19 protein-coding genes, 1 tRNA gene and 1 pseudogene are annotated in these 23,241 nt (G+C 40.2%); 18 read left to right on the top strand and 3 right to left on the bottom strand.

What is annotated here, in order from left to right; genetic code table 11:
• The first annotated feature begins 88 nt into the window (after positions 1–88).
• From putP to DRF67_RS10275, 6 genes are all read left to right on the top strand, one after another.
• Positions 89–1,585, top strand: coding sequence for a sodium/proline symporter PutP (gene putP, locus DRF67_RS10295; RefSeq protein ID WP_115928378.1), 1,497 nt, complete (start codon positions 89–91; stop codon positions 1,583–1,585).
• A 95-nt stretch (positions 1,586–1,680) separates the two neighbouring features.
• Positions 1,681–1,845 (top strand): bacteriocin-like protein, encoded by a 165-nt coding sequence (locus tag DRF67_RS21530; protein ID WP_165851778.1) that lies wholly within the window; start codon positions 1,681–1,683, stop codon positions 1,843–1,845.
• A gap of 193 nt (positions 1,846–2,038) precedes the next feature.
• On the top strand, positions 2,039–3,043 hold the full coding sequence (locus DRF67_RS10290; RefSeq protein WP_115928222.1) for an MsnO8 family LLM class oxidoreductase: 1,005 nt from the start codon (positions 2,039–2,041) through the stop codon (positions 3,041–3,043).
• A 26-nt stretch (positions 3,044–3,069) separates the two neighbouring features.
• Positions 3,070–3,621 carry an AAA family ATPase gene (locus DRF67_RS10285; protein WP_115928221.1) on the top strand — a complete coding sequence of 184 codons (552 nt, stop codon included), beginning with the start codon at positions 3,070–3,072 and terminating at the stop codon, positions 3,619–3,621.
• A 56-nt stretch (positions 3,622–3,677) separates the two neighbouring features.
• Positions 3,678–4,103, top strand: coding sequence for a GNAT family N-acetyltransferase (locus tag DRF67_RS10280; protein WP_115928220.1), 426 nt, complete (start codon positions 3,678–3,680; stop codon positions 4,101–4,103).
• Positions 4,104–4,107: 4 nt separating this feature from the next.
• On the top strand, positions 4,108–4,668 hold the full coding sequence (locus DRF67_RS10275) for a DUF6624 domain-containing protein (RefSeq protein ID WP_115928219.1): 561 nt from the start codon (positions 4,108–4,110) through the stop codon (positions 4,666–4,668).
• A 72-nt stretch (positions 4,669–4,740) separates the two neighbouring features.
• Here DRF67_RS10275 and DRF67_RS10270 read toward each other — a convergent pair whose 3' ends face one another.
• Together DRF67_RS10270 and DRF67_RS10265 are read right to left on the bottom strand one after the other, a co-directional pair.
• A complete protein-coding gene (locus DRF67_RS10270) occupies positions 4,741–5,082 on the bottom strand; it encodes a nuclear transport factor 2 family protein (RefSeq protein ID WP_115928218.1) in 342 nt (113 codons plus the stop codon).
• Between the two features lie 769 nt (positions 5,083–5,851).
• Positions 5,852–7,003, bottom strand: a complete 1,152-nt coding sequence (locus tag DRF67_RS10265) for a tetratricopeptide repeat protein (protein ID WP_115928217.1) — start codon at positions 7,001–7,003, stop codon at positions 5,852–5,854.
• A gap of 186 nt (positions 7,004–7,189) precedes the next feature.
• Between DRF67_RS10265 and DRF67_RS10260 the strand changes: the two genes are divergently transcribed.
• From DRF67_RS10260 to DRF67_RS10225, 8 genes are all read left to right on the top strand, one after another.
• Complete coding sequence (locus tag DRF67_RS10260; protein ID WP_115928216.1) at positions 7,190–7,693, top strand: DinB family protein; 504 nt, start codon at positions 7,190–7,192, stop codon at positions 7,691–7,693.
• 351 nt (positions 7,694–8,044) lie between these two features.
• Positions 8,045–8,458, top strand: coding sequence for a type VI secretion system tube protein TssD (gene tssD, locus DRF67_RS10255; RefSeq protein ID WP_115928215.1), 414 nt, complete (start codon positions 8,045–8,047; stop codon positions 8,456–8,458).
• Positions 8,459–8,690: 232 nt separating this feature from the next.
• On the top strand, positions 8,691–10,853 hold the full coding sequence (locus tag DRF67_RS10250) for a type VI secretion system Vgr family protein (protein WP_115928214.1): 2,163 nt from the start codon (positions 8,691–8,693) through the stop codon (positions 10,851–10,853).
• A 5-nt stretch (positions 10,854–10,858) separates the two neighbouring features.
• Positions 10,859–12,112, top strand: a complete 1,254-nt coding sequence (locus tag DRF67_RS10245; protein ID WP_115928213.1) for a tetratricopeptide repeat protein — start codon at positions 10,859–10,861, stop codon at positions 12,110–12,112.
• A gap of 18 nt (positions 12,113–12,130) precedes the next feature.
• Positions 12,131–16,927 (top strand): RHS repeat-associated core domain-containing protein, encoded by a 4,797-nt coding sequence (locus DRF67_RS10240; RefSeq protein WP_115928212.1) that lies wholly within the window; start codon positions 12,131–12,133, stop codon positions 16,925–16,927.
• Positions 16,928–16,930: 3 nt separating this feature from the next.
• Positions 16,931–17,524: a hypothetical protein gene (locus tag DRF67_RS10235; protein WP_115928211.1), complete on the top strand. Its 594-nt coding sequence runs from the start codon at positions 16,931–16,933 to the stop codon at positions 17,522–17,524.
• A 227-nt stretch (positions 17,525–17,751) separates the two neighbouring features.
• Complete coding sequence (locus DRF67_RS10230) at positions 17,752–18,246, top strand: hypothetical protein (RefSeq protein ID WP_115928210.1); 495 nt, start codon at positions 17,752–17,754, stop codon at positions 18,244–18,246.
• Between the two features lie 217 nt (positions 18,247–18,463).
• Positions 18,464–18,548, top strand: a tRNA-Ser gene (locus DRF67_RS10225).
• 804 nt (positions 18,549–19,352) lie between these two features.
• Here the strand turns inward: DRF67_RS10225 and DRF67_RS10220 are convergent.
• On the bottom strand, positions 19,353–19,733 hold the full coding sequence (locus tag DRF67_RS10220) for a helix-turn-helix domain-containing protein (protein WP_165851777.1): 381 nt from the start codon (positions 19,731–19,733) through the stop codon (positions 19,353–19,355).
• Positions 19,734–20,070: 337 nt separating this feature from the next.
• Here DRF67_RS10220 and DRF67_RS21790 point away from each other — a divergent pair, with 337 nt between their 5' ends.
• From DRF67_RS21790 to DRF67_RS10205, 4 genes and pseudogenes are all read left to right on the top strand, one after another.
• On the top strand, positions 20,071–20,904 hold the full coding sequence (locus tag DRF67_RS21790; RefSeq protein WP_228435779.1) for a hypothetical protein: 834 nt from the start codon (positions 20,071–20,073) through the stop codon (positions 20,902–20,904).
• Between the two features lie 149 nt (positions 20,905–21,053).
• Positions 21,054–21,692 carry a T9SS type A sorting domain-containing protein gene (locus DRF67_RS21785; protein ID WP_228435778.1) on the top strand — a complete coding sequence of 213 codons (639 nt, stop codon included), beginning with the start codon at positions 21,054–21,056 and terminating at the stop codon, positions 21,690–21,692.
• 2 nt (positions 21,693–21,694) lie between these two features.
• Entirely contained in the window at positions 21,695–21,940 is a 246-nt protein-coding gene (locus DRF67_RS10210) for a hypothetical protein (protein WP_115928208.1), read from the top strand.
• Positions 21,898–23,241 (top strand): annotated as a pseudogene (locus DRF67_RS10205) (hypothetical protein); the annotation flags it as partial. The gene DRF67_RS10210 and the pseudogene DRF67_RS10205, both read left to right, overlap by 43 nt.

Below are 23,241 nucleotides of genomic sequence, written 5' to 3'. Positions count from 1 at the left end.
GGAAGGGCTTTGAGATACTCATATGAGTGCCTTAGACAGATTCTGTTTTTTAAAAAATAACTATCTTCGGGCTCATAAAAAAAATGATATGCAAGTATATGAAGGGATTTCTGTGGGGTTATATCTGTTGCTAATGATAGGGATAGGCATATATTCTTATAGAAAATCAACAAGTAATTCAGAAGAGTTTTTAATTGGAGGACGCAAAATGGGTGCCGCAGTTACAGCGCTGTCAGCCGGTGCCGCAGATATGAGCGGCTGGTTGCTGATGGGAGTTCCCGGAGCGATGTATTTATCCGGAATTTCCAGTTCTTGGATTGCAATTGGGTTAACGATCGGGGCATTTCTTAATTATATTATTGTCGCTCCAAGACTGAGGATCTATACGGAAGTGGCCCAGAATGCCATTACCTTACCCGTATTTTTCGAAAACAGATTCAAGAATAAAAATCATCTGCTAAAAATTACATCTTCTATTTTTATTCTGGTATTTTTTACCCTCTATACTTCAGCAGGGATGGTATCCGGAGGAAAACTGTTCGAATCAGCTTTTGGAATGGATTATACACTGGGACTGTTGGTGACCAGCCTGGTCGTGGTTTTATATACCTTCTTAGGTGGGTTTCTCGCGGTAAGTCTTACCGATTTTGTTCAGGGAACCATTATGGTATTGGCATTGGTGATTGTACCTATCGTGGCCATCACCCAGATTGGAGGGGTAGAAGAAACCTATTCACTGATTGAAGCTAAAGATCCCAAATATCTTGATTTATTCAGGGGTACAACTACGGTAAGCATCGTTTCGCTATTAGCCTGGGGGCTGGGGTATTGTGGTCAGCCGCATATTCTGGTTCGTTTTATGGCGATCGATAATCCGAAAGATCTAGTAAAAGCAAGAAGAATTGGAATCACATGGATGATTTTCACTGTGGCCGGAGCTTTAGCCATAGGCTTGGTAGGAATTGCTTATCTGCAAAAATTTGATTTGGAAACTATGGTGAAATTTGACGGGTCAAAAACGGAGGCAGAGACTATTTTCATCTACTTCTCCCGTATTTTATTTCATCCGTTTATTGCCGGGTTCCTGCTTACCGCAATTCTGGCGGCCGTGATGAGTACTATTTCTTCCCAGTTATTGGTGACTTCCAGTTCATTGACAGAAGATATTTATAAAGCTTTCCTGAATAAAAAAGCAACCTCTAAGCAATTGCTGATCGCCAGCAGGCTTTCTGTATTGCTGGTAGCTGTGATTGCCGTACTTTTATCATTAGATCCGAAAGACAGTATTCTCAATCTGGTAGGAAATGCCTGGGCAGGTTTTGGGTCGGCGTTCGGACCATTGATCCTTCTTTCCCTTTTATGGAAAAAAACAACCTGGCAGGGTGGGTTAGCCGGAATGCTGGTGGGTGGAATCACCGTGCTGGCATGGGTGTATCTTCAGCATCCGTTGAAAGACTGGTACGAAATCATCCCGGGGTTCACGCTTTCCCTGCTTACCAATATTATCGTTTCTCTACTGACTTATAAACCGGATCCGGTTATTGAAAACGAATTTAATGAGGTCAATACAATAATGAAGGAATAAACTGTATTTTACCCGTACGGCAAAATAATAACATATTTTCATTGACCGTGATATATTTTTAGTAAATTACCTCTTCAAATTATAACTAACTTATTATGAAAAATTTAAAGAAAATCAGAAGAGAAAATTTAAAATCAATCACAGGGGGTCGCCCACCTGCAGCAAGTGAGTGTAAGGACTGCGGATGTCCTACACCCATATGCTATTACAAGAACGGAAACGGCGGCGGAGGCGGTTGTGGAGATCTTTTGTGTGCATAACCTTCTTACAGAATAATCCTTCCAGTTTTGCGGAAGGATTTTTTTATGTATACAAAATGAAATCAGCATTGATTACAGACCGGCTTTTCATTACGATCAAAGTATCAGAGACTATGCAAAAACCTAAAAACTGGAGTTAGAGTAGTCATTAACGCTTTTTTCATACCTTCACTGGGAAAATCTATTTGAACATATGAAGCTGAAATTAGGCATTTTGGATCAGTCACCGGTCACAATGGGCAGCACGTCAGCCGCTGCACTGGCCAATTCTATCAACCTTGCCTTATGGGCTGAAGAAGCAGGATTCAATAGTGTGATGTACTCTGAGCACCATGGCGTAGAGGCCTATGGAAGTTCAAGCCCGGAGCTCCTGGCTGCGACCGTCCTGAGCAGGACCCAAAGAATCAAAGTGGGAACGGCAGGAATTATGATGAGGAATTATTCTGCTTATAAAATAGCCGAGTGGACCAAATTCCTGACCACCTTATATCCCGGACGTTTTATCCTTGGTCTGGGTAAAGCTCCCGGCGGATTAAAAGATGCAGTAATGGCATTGAACAACCATAAGCCGGTTGTTTTATCTAACCTTGAAACCAAGCTGGAAGAAATTATCAGATATCTGAAGGAAGAAAAAGGAGAGTATGAAGGACTTATTGCTCAACCAGTGAACCTTCAGAAGTTACCCGAAATTACCTGGCTGGGCTCCGGAATGACTTCTGCAAAAGAAGCGGCCAGGCACGGTGTGGGATACTCTTTTGCCGCCTTTATGAACAGTGAATACGGAAGTGAAAATACAGATGCCTATATTGCTGATTTTGAAGAAAGCCTGTTGCATTCCACTGCCTCATTACAGGTTACAGTAGCCGTGTCGGTGGCAGAAAATATAGAGAAAGCAAGACGGAATGCGTACGGGATGGCCTATCAGTTTTTACAGTCCAGGCAGCTGGTGAGCCCGGAGGTGGTACTCCCTCCTGAAATCGTAGAACAGAGAATTCTGGGAAGCAAGGATGAGGAAGAGTTTTTTACTGTTTTAGATCGTATTATCATAGAAACTCCACAGACTATTTACCCAAGATTACAGCAGATCTCAGAAAAATACAACACCCGTGATCTTCTGATATTATGCAATATGTATAGTGAAGAAGACCGTATGAACACGTTTAAAAATATAATCCTTCATAACCAATTATCTCATTAAGTTTTTTATAGTAAACAATAGTATTAATGGAACGTACAAGTTCAGAATTTTATGTTATTACAGGAGGCCCTGGAGCTGGTAAAACTACATTAGTGGAAGAACTGAGCAGACTTGGGTTTCGGATTGTGCCCGAAGAAGGCCGGAAAATCATCATAGAGCAGGCGGCGGCAGGTGGAGAGGCTTTGCCATGGCTTAATAAAAAGCTTTTTGCTGACCTTATGTTTGATGCTTCTGTGACTTCCTACCGGAAACTAAAAGAGATCGCCGGCACAGAAACGGTATTCTTTGACCGGGGAATATTGGATACCATTGGCTATCTTCAGCTCGAAAATATTCCGGTACCACAGGAAATGGAAATAAGGGCGCGTGAAATGGCTTACAACAAAGTCATTTTTATCCTTCCCCCGTGGAAAGACATTTACGAAAATGATCTGGAAAGAAAACAGACTTTTGAAGTGGCAGTATCCACTTTTGAATGCATGAAAAAAATCTATACCGACTATGGTTATACTGTCGTAGAAGTTCCCAAGGCGAAGGTAGGTGTGAGAGCCGGGTTTATTCTTGACAGGATCCGGTAGAGAGGGCTGATCAGGCTTATTAATTAAATGGGTTAAAATATATTCTAAAACAAACAATGAATCTCAGAAAAATGAAAGAGGAAGATCAGGAAGCTATTGCAGATCTGCTCGACCAGCTGGGCTATCCTGATACAACAGAATTCCTGTCCGGGAAAATAAAAAAACTTTTGGAGGATCCTGATGAATACCTTATCGTAGCAGAAGATTCTGAAGCAAAAGTCATCGCTTTTATATCCGTTCATATTATTCCACAGATTGCTGTGGAAGGGGATTTTGCAAGGATCAGCTATTTTTCGGTGGATAAAGATCACAGGAGTCTTGGAACCGGCAGGCTTATGGAAGAATATTGTGAAAAAATAGCTAGAGAACGCGCCTGCAACCGGATAGAGCTGCATTGCCATGCAAATCGTGAAAAAGCCCATCAGTTTTATGACAGACAAGGATATACGGAATCACCGAAATACCTCATGAAAATACTTTAGCATTATGAATATTGAATTGGCAAAAGAGCTGACAGACCTTGCAGCCCATGACCTTTCGGTGAGGGAAAAACTTGCAGCCGGCGGCAAGCTGGCTGGTGGCTATCATCCTGAAATGGAAGAGGTGCACAGAGCGAATGCAAAACGGCTGAGAGAAGTGATCGATGAGATCGGCTTTCCGACCCTGTCGAAAGTAGGAAAAGAGGGCAGTGATGCTGCATGGCTGATCATACAGCATTCTATTGGCGAACCGGATTTTATGATGGCATGTTTGCGGATGATGGAGGAGAATACTGAGGATATCAACCCTGTTCATAAAGCCTATCTATATGACAGGATCATGGTTTTCCAAAGTAAGCCGCAGAAATATGGAACACAGCTTATCCCGGAGGGAATTTACCCGGTAGAAAACAAAGAAAGACTGAATGAAGAGCGTGAAAAGGTTGGCCTGCCCGCTATATCTGCGGATGAGCTCAATAAAATTCCTCAGTCTGAAGATATTGCTCAGATTGACAACAGGGATCCTGCGTATAATGAATGGCGGTGCAAAGTAGGGTGGATTGTATAAAACGCTTTACTGTTAATACTGCTAAATGAAGCGGCCGATCCTCTGGATCGGCCGCTTCATTATGGGTATGAATTATACATCATCACTCAATAAGGGTCTGGGATCAAACAGTACGTTTAATGAATGAATTTTTCCTTCCTTCACTTCATACCATCCCGATGCAGGCAGGGTTTTACGGCCCATATCAATATGGTACCAGAGGCACACATCTTCCCCGGACGTAAAGGTCTTCAGGATTTCATATTTAAATTTCATTTTCTTCATATCCTGAATGTACACGGAAGCACCCTCTCTTTTCCCCATTACTCCAATGAATTTAAAATCAGGATTCAGGCATTTCTCAGCATGGTCGAAGCTTTCTTCGTTCAAATACTGAATAAACTGTTCTACTACGGTATTGGTTGCATTGTCCATAAGTGCGGTTTTTGTTTTATCCAAAATTAAGGGATATCCGGTTTGCCTACTTGTGACTATAATCACAAAATATCTGGTATTTATTTCTCACTTTATATAGATGACGCAAGATTTTTAAAATGGAAATCTTGTATTTCAGGATCAGTCTCAAAAGTTGTGGGGCAAGCAAAAAGTTGAACTAATATGAATAGAAAATTATATTGGGATTGTATACCAATCACTGTTTTACTCAGTAGAAATAACGTTCATCAACTCAAGGGAGGTGATCTTCGATTTTAATGTGTAAGTAAAAAAATAACCATAGATGGAACAAATTTCCACAGATGTTTGAGGATATTTTCGGTTTTTTTTCTAATCGGCTTTCAACCCAATAAGAACGATGAAAAATAGTTGTAAGTATTCTTTAATCGACCTAGGAATCAGGAGCGTTAATAAACCTTTTAAGGTTCGCCGATACAAATAAAAAATAAAAAGTCAGAGGCAAAATTGATCTTGAATCCGTTAAAAAATTTCCAGTATCTGAGCATGGCCACTTTATTGAGTCGAATAACCAATGTAGAATCCATGCGAGTTTGGAAATTTTAGGAGGCAAGGTCAATTTTTAGCGGATGATTCCAGTCTTGAATTTTTGTATACTTTTGTTTGACTCCGTCGAATCTTCGATTTCAAGGCAAAAGTATAATAGGAAAAAAATCGTTTCTCCACAACTTTTGTACTTGATCCTATTTCAGCAGTATCCATATGAAGCGCAGTTAATAAAGAATATTTATTACCGCGTCTGTTTTACACCGCTTAAAGAAGCGATTCTGGCTTTCGCATAAGCAATCTGCTCTTTTTCCTTTTCCTGTTCCGGTTTGTTTTTAAGATAAAGATGGTAGTAGGTCAGTGCATTCTTAGGCTGCTTTATGTGAAGGTCATAAAGCAGTCCAAGGCGATAATAGATAAGAGTATTATTTCCGAAGGTCAGCCCTCTTTTATATGCCTCCAAAGCATCATTGAACTGATTTTTATTTTCGTAAATACCTGCCAGTGTAGCATAATAAATTGGGGTATAATCTGAAATAGCTTCGTCAATTGTCTTTTGGGCATACAGAGCAGCTTTATCATCATCTTTCAGTTCCCGGTAACTTAATGCTATATAATATAATGTTCCTTCATTCTGAATACCGAGCTCTTCCAGCATTTTGTAAGCATCCGCACATTTCTGATACTCTTTCAGATAAAAATAGGCTTTTCCCATTTCATTGATGATATTGGGATCAGTATTATTTTTCACAAGTTTTTCGCCTGTATCAACAACCTCCTGATATTTACCCAGCTGGTTGGATACAGACAGTTGAGCCTGTTGCAGAGTATAATTTTCGGGATCAGAAGCAATTGCCGTTTTCAAAACCTCGTAGGCCGGCTGATATTGCTTTAGAGCATGGTAAGCCATCGCAAGGTCATAAGCAGTATCCGGATCAGCATTATTCAGGCTATTGGCTTTTTTTAATAGGTTTACTTTAGATTCGGGTTTATTTTCATAGGCGGCAAGCTGTTTATAGGCATTAAAATTAAGACTGTCCAGCCCGATGATTGTTTGAAGGTAAGATTTTGCATTCACAATATTCCCTCTTCTTGAATTGATATGAGCCAAACTGAACAGAATAGGCAGGTTGTCAGGTTGAATAGCATATGCTTTAAGATAATTTTTCTCTGCTTCCGGCAGTTTTCCAGCCATCATATTACAGTAAGCGATCTTAGTGAGCACTTTGACATCCCCGGTGTCTTCAGGATATATACTTTGTAAATATCTTGCAGCATCTCCGTAACGCTGCGTTTCGTAAAATTCAAGCAGTTTTCTGGTATCCATTTTTGCAGATTGAGCGTGCGTGTTTTTGAAGTTGAATACAATCAGAAATAAAAGAAAATATAATTTCATGCAGGTTATCGTTTTTACTAAAATATCAGTTATTTGCTGACCTGGCAAGTTTTTTAATCGGTCACTGATGACCTTTTAGTATTTCTAATACCTAACTCTTTAAAAAATCAGTACGACATCTCCAAGATTTCTTATCTTCACACTAGAGAAAAACATCTGTATAGCACTGTAAAAAAAATATTAATAATGGAAATAAGCACCGTACAATCGTTCCTTGATTACTATGAAAAGATAAGAGCCAGAACAAACAGACTGATTGCAGTAGTTCGCCCCGAACATCTCAATTTTTCTTATAAACCGGGCAAATTTACTGTGGGTGACCAGATAAGGCATATTGCATCGATTGAAAGATATATGTATGGTGAAACAATTTCAGGAAGAAAAAGTGCTTATCCCGGATGCGGAAAAGACCTGGCAGATGGCCTTGAAAATACGATAGCCTTCTTTAATGAAATGCACAGCCAGACCCTGGGGATCATTAACGGGTTTTCTGATGAGGACCTGCATAGAAAATGCCTTACCCCGGCCAACAACGAAATTTCGGTGTGGAAATGGCTCCGGGCCATGATAGAGCATGAGATCCATCATAGAGGTGAGCTGTATATTTATCTGAATATGCTGGACGTAAAAACACCCCAGATCTATGGGTTCTCTGCAGAAGAGGTGCAGGACATGAGCATTAGATTATAGTTTTTTTGAATAAAAACACAGGGCTTTCAGGTCGTAAAAAGAGCTTTGTCTATTCCTTAGAAAATAGTTCGATATATGCTGTTTTCAACGCTTTTAATGGTTAGTATTTCCCATTTAAGTGTAAAATTTAGTCTCAAAATATAATTTTTGTTTAATTGTATTGGCTTATTATGTAGTGTTTTGTGAAGGTTGTTTATCTTTTTTGTTAATTTTTTTAACACTAAAAGTCGTAGAACTACGACAAAATTTCAAATTGAGGTCTGAAAATTTTTTGGATATCTGGAACCGCTTTATCTTTGCTAATACAATCACCCAATTACAAAATATTATTAACATTAAAATTTACTGATCATGGCTGAACAAAATTCAAGAGGAATCTTAAAATTCAACGGCGGAGAAGGACAGAAACTATTAAAATTAAACTACAGTGTATCCCGATCTACGGATGTTTCCGGGCGGGTAGCATCTGATCCTTCCAATGCACTGATCAAACTTACAGTAGAAGCTACTGAGAAGTCTGATATCCTTGAAACCCTGCTGAACGGAAAGTACAAACCGACAAGCGGAGAGGTTACATTCAACAAATCCCATGAAGAAGGAACATTAACCACCTTGAAATGGGAAAATGGTTACGTAATCCAGCATGAAGTTGACTTTGATGCGGTAGACAGCAATAGTATGCTGATCAGCTTTATCATAAGCGCAGAAAAGATCAACTACGCGAATTCTGAGTATGACGGTCTGTGGCCGGCAGTAGCGATGTAATTTTGATAAATTTCCCATAAATAAGTATTTGATACAGAATAGCCCGCTCCCATTGAATGTGCTATTCTGTTTTTTGCTTATACTGATATCAGAGCTTCTGATATCATGATCTGTATTCCACGTACCAGTACCGGACGTGAAATATAAATTTGAAAAATAGATCTGAGCTTTATTTCAGGTCAATTTTAGCATTAAAAAATTTGACACCCCAATCAATCAAAATATTACCATTATGTTTCAGGATGAACATTCACCCAAAATGCCTGTTTCCAAAGATAAAATATCTGCTGTAAAAGGAGTTCAGGAAGCTTTTACAGAGCAGGCTGTAGGTAAAACAACAGAGAAATTACAGGAGAAATCCTCTGGAACAGTTAAGAAAGCAACGGAAAAAATGGTTCAGGCCCAGGCTTATACGGGAATGATGCAAAATTCATCCCAGATGTTTATGAACCAGGTCAGACAGCCTAATACTCCCACGCTTGTAGAAGATAAAGTATGGGCTAAGCAGCCCACATCCGGAATTTACAATGCGAATACCATACCCGGGAACCAGGTGGCAGGAATCAACCGTGTTGTAAAGCTTGAGATCGTTATCGATGGAAAAGTGATCAGGCATTTCAAACATTTCAAGCTGAAACAAAGTGCTGTAAAACATCATGAATTTGATCTGCTGCTGGCTCATGATACCTTGGGCAGCTCTGAAAACCATAATCTTGAAGAAGCCCAGAATTTTCTTGGAAAAAGAATAACCGTTATTTTCAGATACAAAGATGTGGAAGACGGTCCTGAAAGAAATTTCGTAGGAGTCATCACCGAAGTAGGCTTCAGCCAGGAAAAAGGAAGCCTGGGAAATATTATTCTTACAGGATCCAGTCCTACTGTTCTTTTAGATGCCGCACCTCACATTCAGAGCTTTGGTGGAGCACAGGAAATCAGCCTGAACAGCATTGCCGATCAGGTGATTAAAGAAGGTCTGGGCCAGAATTCATTTGACTTCAGGGTGGATTCTAACCACGGGAATATCTCGTACAGTTCCCAATATGAAGAAACCCACTACAACTATCTGGCAAGAATTGCAGAAGCGTATGGAGAACAGTTTTACTATGATGGGGAAGTGCTTCATTTCGGAAAACTTCCTCCTCAGGAAAAACCGGTAAAGCTTACCTATGGCAGCAGTGTAAGCGATGTAAAAATAAAAATGAAAGCCCAGCACGTAAATCCTTCATTTTACGGATACAACAGCAGTAAAAATGAAAAACTAACCGCTGGAAACTCAAAGATTAATCATACGTCGAATATTGCCAGACGGGCTTATGAAATCTCAGAAAAAACTTTTACAACCCCTTCGTTAAGAGTCGCTCCCATCAAGGCTGTCTCTTTTATGGATGTGGAAACTTCACAAAAAGGAACGGCGGGAAGCAAAGCTTCGGAGGTATTTGTTATCTCCGGAACTACCACAGTTCCATTCCTTTATCCAGGTTGCATCGCTGATATTGAAATGCGTAAAGCCGAAAGCAATGAGACCACCTACTTTACCAAACTCATGATTACCGATATGTACCATGAAGTGGACGCCCGTGGATATTATACGGGAACATTTGATGCAATAGCCTCAGATACAGGATTTATTCCGCGTCCGGAATTTCATACCCCGAAAGCAGATGCCCAGTTTGCCAAAGTTATTTCCAATACGGACCCTCTCAATCAAGGGCGGGTGAAAGTTCAGTTTGACTGGCAGAATGGCTCCACTACAACGGAATACATCCGGGTAATGACACCGGACGGGGGTGGAAGTGAAAAAGTAAGTAAGAACCGGGGGTTCATGGCAATCCCTGAAGAGGGAGACCAGGTAGTGGTCAATTTTGCACACCAGCATCCCGACCGGCCGTTTGTCATGGGTGGCATGTTTCATGGGGGAGTAGGCGGTGGCGGTGGCTCCGGAAATAATATCAAAAGTCTGAGCAGCAAAAGCGGCCATACGATGAGCCTGGACGATGCAGGAGGGATTACTGTAAAAGATAAAGATCAAAACAGTGTTTTTCTGGACGGAGCAGGAAACATAAGTGTAGACAGCAAAATTTCGATCACCCTTACGTGTGGAAGCAGCTCTATTTTTATGGACAAAGATGGAAATATTCAGATCAAAGGAAAAGAAATTTTTGTACAGGGTGATAATATTGGTGTGGGCGGAACGGCGAGTGTCGGGATCGGCGTTGGCCCTGAAGATGGCGATCCCACTTCAGGAGTCGGAATTAAATCCGACACCCTCGATGTGGGGACCAAAACACTGTCTATGAGAGGCGATACCGAAGCCAATCTCAGCAGCGGCAGTAAAATCAATATTGGAGGCGGAAGTGAAACCAATATTGTAAGTGGAACCGTAAAATTAAATTAAAGCTGATGAATCCTGTAGATTTGGAGCTCGTGAAACTGAAAAGACAATGGCAGAAAGTAGTTTCAAAAAGTGAAGACCAACCTATGCTCATCTGTATAGGCGAAAAACATGAAACCGATCTTTTTGATGGATTCATCAAATCGAAACTGTCTGATGATGAAGATGATGTTTTTTTGCTTCACTACCAGGAGTTTAACGGAATGGATTCCTTCGGGCAAACATTATGGGACGAATGGAAAGAATATTATGAAATTCTGGCAAAAAGTGAGGGCAGTATGCCGGCTTGGGACCTCAGTGTTCCGGATCAGAAGCTGAAAACTGATGCCTATAAAGCATTTTATCCATTACTCGAGCTGAAAAAGAACTTTCCCGGCATTCAGGATTCCAGGATCTATCTCTATATCGCTCCCGTAAGGATCAGTGATATCGGCGAACTGTCCCATTGGGTGAAAGAATGGTGTGAAATCTGTGAAAAATCAGGAAATAAAGATATAAAACTGGTGTGGACGGAACATCATACCTATAAAACCTTACCTCAGAATTCTTCAGCGTACAGCTTCAGAGTAGATGTGGATATTCATCAGCTGATGCAGAATACAGCGGCACATACCAACCGCAAAAAAAATAGTGCAGATACAGACTTTCAGCAGCAGATTCTCATTGCAAGCAATCACTTAAGTAAAGGAAGGTTCAGGGAAGCAGAACACGCTCTTAAAACGGCCGTAAAACTTGCAAAAGAGCAGAAAAACAAGCAGGGGGAGATCTCCGCCTACTTTATGCTGATTCAGGCGTATGTAGCCGATAAAAGGAAAGACAGGGCTGAAGATACCTACAGAATCCTTTTTGAAGAAGTAGAACCCAACTCACCGCTGGAAGTTCAGATGCAAATGAACTATGGAAGCTATCTGCTGGGAAATTCAAAAAAAACAAAAGCTGAAAAAGCATTTGAAAAAGCTGCAGAAGGAGCTTTGTCCATTGGAGAACATGCCATGGCGATTGAATGTTACAGAATCATAGGGACCTTAAGTGATACGGTCCTGACCAAAGATAAAATGATCAGGTATTTCGAAAAATGCCTTGAAATAGCAAGACTGATGGAACCTGCAGCCAGAGAACAGAGTAGTATACGGTTTGTAGCTTCTTTGCTTTTCCTGAAGTACGAAGGTGATAATGATAAAAAAACAGCGCTGGAAAGCGAAATGAATACTTATTTTGGAAATGACTGGAGGGTGAGTGTGGAGCGACCAAAAGCAGGGTAATCTCAAATTAAAAACATCATGGCCGATCAGAATAAAAAAATAGTTAAGCCCATAAAGGTAGCCAAGCCGGATATGAACCCGGACCGCTCCTGGAAGGTAAATGCTGACGTTACGTCAGTAAGCGGGGACAAAACCACCCAGGGATGGAAAAACGGAATGAAGAATAATTTCGATTCCCTGAATCCTGTTTCTATGGTAAAATCTGTAACCGGAGGAGGAGACAGCGGGCAGGCACAGAAAAGCAGTGGTGGAGGAGGTGGAGACGGAGCTGTCACCGCAGAAAAGGCCACCCCGGAAAGTAAGGTAAAGCTGATTAAGGTAAATACCCCAACGCTTGCTTCTACTGCCATCCAGCATACCAGTAAGCATTTTGATATTGTGCTGGCGATTGATATCCACTGGACCCTCATTCCGCCGCCACCTTCATTTATGCTTATTCCATTGCCGTTACCTCATCCGTTTATCGGGATTGTTTTTGATGTGATGGATTATATTACCATCACCATTCCGATTCCGCAGTTTGCGAGAGATGCATTTCCGTCCCTTCCTGAAAGTATCCCAATGGGAGGCTCTATTTTTGTCCATGGCAGACATAAGGCAACCACGACGACAAGTGTCATGGGGGTGGTGATTCCTTTCCGTCATGTTACCTCCCTGATTCCCGTTTACCTGATTCCTTTTCTCCAGGAAGCTCCTCATGAAGGTGAAGTCTATTACGGATCACAAACGGTACTGGCACAGGGAAGCAAAATGAGTGGAAACCAGCCGCAGCAGGTGCTTACCTGTATGGGGTTTCCCTTTGGAATGACCATGCTGCCGGCGATGCCGAATAAGCCAAAGAAAAATCCGCTTGCCTATTTTGCATTCTATAATAATTTTTCCAGCATGTATATTCAGATCAATACGGGTGGTCCTGTACTGGTGGGCGGTGCTTTTGTGCCGCATGTATATACTGCCGGGGAAATGCTGATGCGCCTTGCAGGAATGTTCCTGATGAGAAGTTTAACCAAAAAAATGGGAAAACTAGGAGCATCAGGGTTAAAAAAATTCAATAACAGTATTCTTAAAAAAGCGCCTTTCAGCAAGTTTAAATTTGCCAATGCATTGTCTAAAAAGCTATGTCACTGGGGCTTTGAACCTGTCAATTTTGCTACCGGAGCAATGGTTTTCGAGTGGGATGATTTTGAAATTCATGGAAGTACTCCTTTATCCTGGAGAAACAGGTGGCACAGCGACAGGCCCTACGATTTTGGTCCCTTAGGAAATGGGGTGTTCAGCAATCATGACTTGTTTATTCTACCCGAAGAAAATAACCGGTTTGCCGGATGGATGCATCCTGATGAAAATATAGCCATGTTGATTCCGGCACCGGAGATCGGAGAGGAAATGACCTATTTCAGGGACCAGAAAATATGGCAGTACAGACCTGATAGCAGTATTTGGGTGATCCGCAAAGGAACGGATGTCTATACCTACAAACGCTTTCTTCATCCTACAGAAGGCCCTCTCTATAAAGTCATCCGTATCGAATACGGTGACGGAACAATCAGGGATTATGAATATCAGGACCGAAGCATTGTGCTGAAAAGCATTAAAGATGTCAGAAGTGGATTCAGAATAGAAACAGTGATCCATCCCGAGCTCAAAAAAGTAACGGAAGTATACTATTGCTATAAAGATCAGAGAGATCTGCAGGTTCGTTACCATTATGACGAACGGGGAAATCTTACGCATGTATGGGATATTCATAAAAAAGCCATTGTCTTCGCCTATGACGATGAAAATCGTGTGGTCAGAAGGACCAACAGGAATGAAATGATCTACACCTGGGAGTATGACAAAAAGGGAAGGGTAGTTCATACCAGAGGAATGGAGGGCTACATGGAAGGAAGACTTCGTTATGACGAAGAAGAAGGTTTTACAGAAGTGATCTATCCGAAACAGGACAACAAGACCGAACAGTATCATTATGATGAAAATTTTCTGGTCTATAAAATCGTAGATGGAGAAGGTGGTGAAAGCTGGTATGACTTTACCGCGCACAACGAGCTGAAAATGGCCGGCACTCCGGAAGGAAGAGTACAAGGATATACCTATGATGAGATGGGAAATATCAAAATCTTCCACACCGCAGATGGTGAAGAATACCATTATCAGTACAATGAATTCGGACAGATAACCGCACGCTTTTCACCATCGGGTGCTTCAGAAAAATGGAATTATGATGATGAAGGAAAGCTGATCAGCTATACCGATCCTACGGAAGAAAGCGTTCATTATGAATATGCTGACGGGGAGAGAATTCCCGAAAGAAGCATCAGAGAAGATCTTATCACGCGTTACCAGTATAATCAGAGGGGACAGCTTATCCAGCTGATCAGTAATGCCGGACCTGAGCAATACTGGAAATATGATGACTATGGAAGGCTGCTCTTGTTCAGTCCGAAACCTCTCATCAGAACCCTGATTAGCAGAGATAAGATGGGAAGGGCAGTAGAGATTAATGAAAACGGACAGTTACCGTTAAAGCTCCGTTACGATGCATATGATTTACCTGTATATGCTACCGATGGCCACGCAGAATGGCTCATGAGCTATACCCCAATGGGAACCCTGAAACGCCAGGTCCGCCGGAATTCCCAAACCCATAAAAAAGAAGAAACCTTAATTTTTGGGTATGATGCGTATGAAAATTTAATGAGTATTACCAATGAAAAAGGCGAAATCTACCAATTTGAAAGAAACCTTAATAACGAGATCACTGAAGAAACAGGTTTTGACGGCCAGAAAAAATTCTTTGTAAGAAATAAAGACGGTTGGGTTACACAAAGCAGAACATCTCACGGAAATGATACCTTTTATGAATATGATCTGAGTGGAAGACTGACGCAGACGCATTATCCTGACGGAACCTGGGAGGCCTATCAGTATGATACTTCCGGGCTTCTCATAAAGGCAGACAACGAAAACAGCAGCGTTGCCTTCCAGAGAAATAAACTGGGACTGGTCACCAGCGAGAAACAAGGGGAACAGTCGATTCATTATGAATATGACAGCCAGGGAAACCTTACAGGACTTAGGAGCAGCCTGGGCGCAGAAGTCGATTACACTTACAATGATCTTGGCCAGCTCGAGACAGTGACCGCGGCAGCTCAGCATGTTCAAATGCCATGGCAGCTGAATATTAATATAGACCGTAACGGACAAAGGTACTCCCGCGAAATGACGGGTGGGATAGAAAGTACCTTTGAATTTGATCATTTAGGAATGCCGGTAAGCCAGAAAATTAACGTCAACAAAACAAATACCGCTTTCCACAAAGAGTACGACTGGGGAGCTGGCAGCCGGTTGTTGCATGTACTGGACAGAGTGAGTGGCAGAAAAACCAGATTCGATTATGATGCTTTTAGGAGTCTGATCGCTGCGGAACATTCAAACGGCGACGTACAGTTTAAAAATCCCGATGCTACCGGATGTGTATATGAAAGTGCCGGAAGGACCGACCGCGTGTATGGTAAAGGAGGGCAGCTGATACGGGATAAAAACTGGTTTTATCATTATGATGGAGAAGGAAACCTATTGTTAAAAAGCAAACGGCAGATTAATAATTTCAAACCAGAAAAAACAGATGACCGGGAGAGCAGCCATCCTTACTATAAAACTATTGCTTCAGACTGGCTGAACGGTCCCAAACTACGGGACGGGGCAGCATTACCGGATGTACTACAAGACAATTCCACAGACCTCCAAAATCCCGAATGGGAATCCGGAGACTGGGCTTATTCCTGGAATGCCAAGGGAATGCTGGCCACTGTAAAACGCCCGGACGGCAGAGAGGTAAGCTTCGAATATGATGCATTGGGAAGAAGGGTTTCAAAAACCGGACTCCGGAAAATAACCCGTTATGTTTGGGATGCCAATCTCCTTCTGCATGAATGGAGTTATGATATAGAGGATGTTCCTAAAAACAGCATTAATGCTGATAATCAATTTGTTTCTGAAAAGGAAACGACTGATAATGTGGTAACCTGGATCTATGAAAGAGGAATCTATGTCCCGTGCGCTAAAATTATAAATGGGGAGCGCTACAGTATTGTATCAGATTATATTGGCAGACCGGTACAGGCCTACACCGATAGTGGCGAGCTGATCTGGAGTGCAGAATTTGATATCTATGGAAATCTCAACAATGTAAAAGGACGCAGGGATTTTATTCCGTTCAGGCAGTTGGGACAATATGAAGACCAGGAGCTGGAAGGACTTTATTATAACAGATGGAGATATTATGATGCCGCTTCCGGTATATATCTGTCTAAAGATCCTATCGGTTTAAAGGGAAATAATGACACCCTGTATGCGTATGTAAACGATTGCAATACGTGGGTAGATATTTTAGGATTACACAATGATCCTGTTAACTTTTTACAGGAACTGGTAAGAGATGCACACAGTACCTTAGGAGACGGAAAAGGATTCAGTGTGACGGCTGTAGGGGTAGATGCAGATGGAAACTACTATGTTTCATCCAGCAAGCCTTATGTACCCAGACAGATAAAACAATGGGCTAAGGATATGGGGGTAACAGTCATTCAAAGTAAAATGGATGACGTTCACGCCGAGGAAGCCCTCATTAATGCTAACAAAGGGATTAAAGACATAGAACCGAGTACCAAAGTTTGTATAGATTGTGAACATCATATGAAAAATAATAATGTTAAATTTGAACAAGGAACCACAGGTAAACCTAGTAAAAACAGACAGGAGGGTGGCAAGTACCATGTACCTGGTGGTAAATATCAACCAAAATATAAATAGACTATGAACGAGAATGCCATTAAAGAAAAAGCATTAAACTTAAGCACAGCGAATAAAATAAAATTTAATCTATCATGCCTTAACAGAAGCAAAAGCTTATACGCTCTATTTGAAGAAGAATTGAAAGATGATACCTATGATTATTCCCAGCGTTTTAAAAATGGAAGTGCTGTTCTTACTGAATTTTCAGGCTATATCCTCAATACGATATTCTCTAATGGTACGTTTGATGCTACGCAGTTGGACACTTTTGAAAAAAACGTAGAAAGCCTTGCTCCTGAAGATGATGAGTACAGCAGTTATCAGGCTGCCATTGCAGTTAATATTGTTTTAATAAGCTTAAATAGCATTAAAATAATCAGGGGAGATGAAAGTAAGGTGAAATCAACGATTGACTATACGCTTGATATTATTAATTATCTGAAATCGGAGGAGTTTTTCACCAATAATCCGGACAGTTCCGACGAAGAAAGTGAAGATTACCTTGACGAATTTTACGAGAGAGAGCTCAACGCAGAAGATAACCTGTTGAATAGGATCGAAGGCTTGTCAAGAGAAGAATTCATAGCCTTTAATGCTGAAAATGCAATAAGCTGAACATACCGGAAGTAGTGGTGTCAAAAGATACGCGATCAAGATCAGCTGTTAAAGAACATCACAAAAGATCAGGACTGAAGATTTGTGGACCCGTCATTTGTGATAGGCTATGCGGGTCGCGTTTCTGGTGTAAAATATCAGCAAAACCTTGCCAGAACAAATGGACCGTTTTTGTAAGGGTCCCGAATGATGCAGAAATATAAACCAATCAAATCATATCATATACTATGAAGAAAATATTCTCTGAACGTAAAGGTTTTGTGATCTACAGTCCGGAACTTTTAACACAATATTTACAGGAACATCACCTCCCGGGTGATAACATTTTAAAATATTTTGTAGAAAATGAGCATGGAGATGAAATAACAAAGCAGGGAATTGCCATCCCCATTATAGGCGTAGAAGAAGATTATTATGCATTTCGTATTTCCGTGCATGGTGAACACGCCCTGCATCATAGCGAGGTAGCGGTTGAGTCCCGGGGATGGATATTTCAAACCACCAATAATCAAATGAAAATAGTGGGTATTGGTTATTTACAGGATCTGACGTCTATTAATGACGAAAACAGCATCACACTCAACCTCGAAAATGGATGGTATTCTTTACAGATAAAAGGGGGAAATAAGGATGACGAAAAGCTTTTTGAACTCAATATGCAGAAAAAAGAAAGTCAGCCGGACTTCAGTGGTGACCTCTCTACTGAATATTATTACGCTTAAAGGCCCAGGTTGATCATTTTTTCAGATGCAAAACATGAAACGCAATGTATTTAAAATGTTGAGGTATAGATACTCCTGTAGGGTTTTCTGGTTTTCAGAATAATTAATTTCCTTGTTAAGTGGGAGAAATACTACTTTTTTTAAAAAAATATTTTGTCAGTTATCAAAAACTTTCTATATTTGCACCACTGAAAACGACGGGATGACCGGAGTTGAAGGAGAGTTGGCAGAGTGGTCGATTGCGGCAGTCTTGAAAACTGTTGACTGTAACAGGTCCGGGGGTTCGAATCCCTCACTCTCCGCAAGTACTAAATGTAAACCTACTGATTACCAGTAGGTTTTTTTTATTAAAATTTTCTTCCCTGGATTTCTTATATAATGGGATAATAATTTCCTGAATCATCTCCACTTTGGCAAATTTTAGGTCAAAGCTGACTGATGTATCATTCAAAAAATCTCAAAATTGAAACTGTTTTATCTTTTTTCAAATGAATAGAGATAGGTCGGTTCAAAGAAGCTAATTATTAAAATTTATTATTATGCTTAATTTATCTTTTGAGAAAGCACAACTTACCCAACAAAAAACAGAAGAAATTACAACATGGAAAAATAATAATAGTAAATTTTAAAGTATAGCTTAAAATAAGATAATATATTATACGATCCCGATTGTCACAAGCAGCCGGGATTTTGTATTGCTTTCATAGAATGATTTGCTATTTAATTTTGGATTAATAATGTGGTCTGTACGTTGGTAAAGCCAGATATCCTTCGTTTAAAAAATGCTGTTTATAGGAAGTTGCAAAAAAATAGAAAACCTAAATTGAAATTTCTTCCTCATCATCTCTTCCAATCGAGTCACATTTATAACGGCTACGTTTCTTTACCTTTATATCGGTCCTTACTTTCGTGTTCTGCAGATCTTAAAATTCCCATAATGTCCAAATATTGAAATTCCTGTGCCGTTTCTAGTTGGATATGATTGAAGCATTTAATGTCTTTTAGTCTTTAGTTAATTATTAAATGAAGAATAATAAATTCTATTCAAAGTATAAACCTGCCTTGATATCGGCACGATAATAAATAACAAAAGTTTAAGTCTCTTTTTATGCTTTTAGTCGGTCTATTAACGCTTCAATTAACTGATTTTGTACATTTAGTAAGCTTGTAATCGCTTCCTGATTTTTTAAAACTCCTTTTATCAGATCAGGTGATTCAGCATAAAAATTTGAATTTGGATTACCAATGTTTTGGATTGTACAATCATTATTGGTGATATTGAATGTAGGTATATCTTCCATTAGATCACTTATTTCAATTTCATAAATCTCACATAACCTCGTAACTGATTCTGCTCCTGGTTTCGTAGCATCTGTTTCCCATTTGTGATAAGCGGGTTGTGAGATATGGAGTAAATCAGCTACTTCCTTTTGTGAGTAGCCTTTTTTTTGCCGAAGCCTTGCCAGTTTGGTTCCAAGTGATGTCATAGATATATTTTCAAAAGCTAAAATATGAAAATATATAATATGATGTATCCTAAAATTATAACCTGTGGTTATTAAATTTATAACCAATTTATAACCAAAACATTTCACAGTTGGCAGAAATAGTTGATACATTAGCCATAAGTAATTGTAACCAAAAAACTAACTTATAAGATAACACGACAACTTCTGTCGTTACGGACTTGTAGCTTTGTAATAGATTCAAAAATTAGAGAAACTTATTAAACAAATACATCCTTTCAAATAAATATGGGGAAATCCCCCATATAATTATCTAAAATTTATTTTAGTTTTACCACAACTAAAAAACAAAATGCTCATGAAAAAACACTACATCGGTGCGCTAATGCTATGCACCATAATAAATCTCTATAGTCAGGAAATTGTCTGGCAAAAAGACATCCAGTCCAACACACAGGATTTTCTAAGTCAAATCACGACCACCATCGACGGGCAGTATCTTATAACTGGTAGCTCGATACAAAGTAACAAAAAACAAGCTGGTAAACAGAATAATGGTTACGACTTTCATTTGATTAAGCTTGATCAACAAGGGAATGGGATGTGGGAGAAGTACATCTCTGGCCAAAATCATGATTACCTGTCTTCTACGGTAGCTACCCAGGACGGTGGATTTTTGGTGTCCGGCACCTCGTATTCAGGGAAGGGCCTCGATAAAAAAGACGATTCCAAAGGCGGATCCGACATCTGGCTGATCCGGATCAATGAATTCGGAGATGAATTGTGGCAGAAAACCTTAGGCTCCACTGCCGATGAAGAAGCTAAAGCCGTTATCCAAACCACAGACCTTGGTTTCTTTGTGGCCGGAAACATCCAAAACTCGGCCCAAGGCTATGGCTCCAAAGACGTATGGATTACCCGGCTTGACAAAGACGGAAAAGAACTGTCCCAATTGATTCTAGGAGGAAAAGGACTGGATGAAGTAGAGAAAATGATTCCCACGAAAGATGGCGGAGCGTTGTTGGGGATCTATTCGAGGAGCTCGGCTGTACAAGGTACAATGTCCAATGTGCAAAGTACCGGCAACTCAGGTACACCCGACACCCGACATTTTACATCAGTACAAAAAACTACAGAAACTATGGCGAAGGAGACTACTGGATCGTTAAGCTGGACAAAACTGGCAAAGTAGAATGGGAAAAGAACTACGGCGGAAAAGGCGATGACCATATCAGAACTTTAGCTTCAACCCCTGGTGGCTTTATCATCGGTGGCGAATCCAGATCCGAAAGATCCGGCAATAAATCCGTAGGCATCGAAGAAGGGACCGACCTTTGGGTGATGGCCTTAAATGAACGAGGCGAGGAGCAGTGGCAGAAATCCTACAATTTCAAAAACAGGGATATCCTGATGGGAATGAGTGTAATTCAGAGTCAAGATACAAGCGCCAGGAACCAAGACTTAACAAAGGGGTTTTTGTTGGGCGGCTATACCCAGGCAGAAGGAAGAATAGAAAAAGATGATGAGACGTTCTGGATGCTGTATGTGGATGGAAATGGAAACGAGCAGTGGCGAAAACACGTAAGCGGCGAGTCCAGAAAAAAAGAAGAGAGGCTTTCAGACTTGAAATTAAATCGTGACGGTTCCATTATCCTAGCCGGCACCAGTGCCGAAGAATTGGGTAAAGAAAACTGGAAGATCGTGAAACTGGGTGATCAACAGGTGAATGACCTGATCGTTAAATATGACATTAAGATCTACCCGAATCCTGTATCCGACTACGCCTACGTAGAAATCGGCTTCGATTTTAAAGAAGCAGACATCCTGGTGTATGACATGAGCGGAAGACAGCTACAGAACTTGAAGACCAAGAATAAAGTGACTAAAATAAATACTCAGGCTTTAGTGCAGGGGGCTTATCTGGTGACGATAAAAACAGATACGAATAAAACAGCAAATGCTAAACTGATTAAAAAATAACCATGAAGAAGAAAATAATTTTAGCCGCTGCATTAATGGTGGCTCATACCTATACGGCTCAATTAGGTGATGAAAATTTACTGCCCAATATTACCCCACCATCACCTGAAGCCTATTCTTTAGGTAGTTTTGGGGGCTTGGAAGTTGGAGAGTTCACAGGATCTCCCAATATAAGTATTCCTCTACTGCATTTTAAAGGAGCAATTTGGGAACAGACTTGTCCCTATCTTATACCACGAGTGGGATAAGGGTCGATGAAAAAGATGGACAGTTTGGACTTGGCTGGGCATTGATTGCGGGAGGTGTGATTAATAGAATAGTACGGCATAAGGATGATTTTGCATATTCTAAGTTACCAATTCCTGAAAATCTTAATGCTGGATCTTCTGATCCGAAAGTTGCCCAATTTTTTTATGATGCAGGTAACCTTAATAAAGATACTGAAGCCGATTTATTTTCCTTCAATGCAGGAAATATAAGTGGACAATTTGTTATTAATAACAAAGGCCAAATAGAACTCTTGAGTAAAGATAATCTTAAGTTTGAGATTTTACATGATATTGAATATAATCCCTATTTTGTCATGAAGGATTCCAAGGGGATTACCTATTATTTTAAAGCCATTGAAGAAACTTATACGAAAGTCGGTGGCGGCACACATTCGCTTCCTTCTCCACTATCCATAACAGCATGGTTTCTTACAAAAATTGAAGATGCTAACGGGGAACAGCTTATATTTGAATATGAGACTGATGGAAAAGAATATACCATATCAAAATCACAAACCTTATCGTATTCTGAACCCGCAATGCAGGAAGATTGTGACTATACACCAGCGGGAGATATTGTACCTAAAACCTATGCAAAATCACCAAATTTAGGACCAATACTATCCAATGTAATCAGCATTAACGGTAAAAAACTCAAAAGAATAACCAGTAACCGGCACAATGAAAAAATTGAATTTGATTTTAACATTGGAGAAACTGTACTCACTCATTATTATAATGCAAAAATCATTGAAAAACTTACTTTTCAGTTTAACAAGACTGCAAATAACAGACTGTTTCTGAATTCAATAAATTCTCTTACTAAGTCAAAAGATTATAAATTTGAGTATATACAGGCCAATTTATTTCCAGCAAGACTGTCTTTTTCGCAGGACCATTGGGGATATTTTAATGGAAAATCCAATACCAATATATTACCAAAAAACCTGCATTATTTAGATAATATCAGCTATGGTGGTGCAGATCGGGAACCTGATCACACCAAGTCTGTTTATGGGGTTTTAAGTAAAATTATTTATCCAACTAAAGGATATACTTTAATAGAATACGAACCTAACTCCTATTATGACTGGGCCACAATACAACCTGATCCTGTAAACATTCATCAAGGACTTGTTCTTAAGAGTGAGGAATCGGGAATTTCCAAAACATTTTCCATTCAAACGCCGACTATACAACAAATAAAAATAGAAGGCTTTGGGAGTTTTAATTCAAGGGATTGTACTGATTCTCCGAATATGGGAAATCGGCATAAAATA

It is taken from the genome of Chryseobacterium pennipullorum (assembly GCF_003384725.1).
GTDB classification, from domain to species: Bacteria; Bacteroidota; Bacteroidia; order Flavobacteriales; family Weeksellaceae; genus Chryseobacterium; species Chryseobacterium pennipullorum.
This window is presented reverse-complemented; position numbering and strand designations above follow the sequence as displayed.

What these genes read in the sequence shown, in the direction of transcription:
- DRF67_RS10245 (WP_115928213.1), top strand. Translation starts at nt 10,859, where the DNA reads ATGAATCCTGTAGATTTGGAGCTCGTGAAACTGAAAAGACAATGGCAG.
- DRF67_RS10240 (WP_115928212.1), top strand. Translation starts at nt 12,131, where the DNA reads ATGGCCGATCAGAATAAAAAAATAGTTAAGCCCATAAAGGTAGCCAAG.
- DRF67_RS10220 (WP_165851777.1), bottom strand. Translation starts at nt 19,733, where the DNA reads ATGACATCACTTGGAACCAAACTGGCAAGGCTTCGGCAAAAAAAAGGC.
- DRF67_RS21790 (WP_228435779.1), top strand. Translation starts at nt 20,071, where the DNA reads ATGAAAAAACACTACATCGGTGCGCTAATGCTATGCACCATAATAAAT.
- DRF67_RS10270 (WP_115928218.1), bottom strand. Translation starts at nt 5,082, where the DNA reads ATGGACAATGCAACCAATACCGTAGTAGAACAGTTTATTCAGTATTTG.
- DRF67_RS21785 (WP_228435778.1), top strand. Translation starts at nt 21,054, where the DNA reads ATGGCCTTAAATGAACGAGGCGAGGAGCAGTGGCAGAAATCCTACAAT.
- DRF67_RS10265 (WP_115928217.1), bottom strand. Translation starts at nt 7,003, where the DNA reads ATGAAATTATATTTTCTTTTATTTCTGATTGTATTCAACTTCAAAAAC.
- DRF67_RS10260 (WP_115928216.1), top strand. Translation starts at nt 7,190, where the DNA reads ATGGAAATAAGCACCGTACAATCGTTCCTTGATTACTATGAAAAGATA.
- DRF67_RS10250 (WP_115928214.1), top strand. Translation starts at nt 8,691, where the DNA reads ATGTTTCAGGATGAACATTCACCCAAAATGCCTGTTTCCAAAGATAAA.
- DRF67_RS10230 (WP_115928210.1), top strand. Translation starts at nt 17,752, where the DNA reads ATGAAGAAAATATTCTCTGAACGTAAAGGTTTTGTGATCTACAGTCCG.
- DRF67_RS10285 (WP_115928221.1), top strand. Translation starts at nt 3,070, where the DNA reads ATGGAACGTACAAGTTCAGAATTTTATGTTATTACAGGAGGCCCTGGA.
- DRF67_RS10235 (WP_115928211.1), top strand. Translation starts at nt 16,931, where the DNA reads ATGAACGAGAATGCCATTAAAGAAAAAGCATTAAACTTAAGCACAGCG.
- DRF67_RS10275 (WP_115928219.1), top strand. Translation starts at nt 4,108, where the DNA reads ATGAATATTGAATTGGCAAAAGAGCTGACAGACCTTGCAGCCCATGAC.
- tssD (WP_115928215.1), top strand. Translation starts at nt 8,045, where the DNA reads ATGGCTGAACAAAATTCAAGAGGAATCTTAAAATTCAACGGCGGAGAA.
- putP (WP_115928378.1), top strand. Translation starts at nt 89, where the DNA reads ATGCAAGTATATGAAGGGATTTCTGTGGGGTTATATCTGTTGCTAATG.
- DRF67_RS10290 (WP_115928222.1), top strand. Translation starts at nt 2,039, where the DNA reads ATGAAGCTGAAATTAGGCATTTTGGATCAGTCACCGGTCACAATGGGC.
- DRF67_RS10280 (WP_115928220.1), top strand. Translation starts at nt 3,678, where the DNA reads ATGAATCTCAGAAAAATGAAAGAGGAAGATCAGGAAGCTATTGCAGAT.
- DRF67_RS21530 (WP_165851778.1), top strand. Translation starts at nt 1,681, where the DNA reads ATGAAAAATTTAAAGAAAATCAGAAGAGAAAATTTAAAATCAATCACA.
- DRF67_RS10210 (WP_115928208.1), top strand. Translation starts at nt 21,695, where the DNA reads ATGAAGAAGAAAATAATTTTAGCCGCTGCATTAATGGTGGCTCATACC.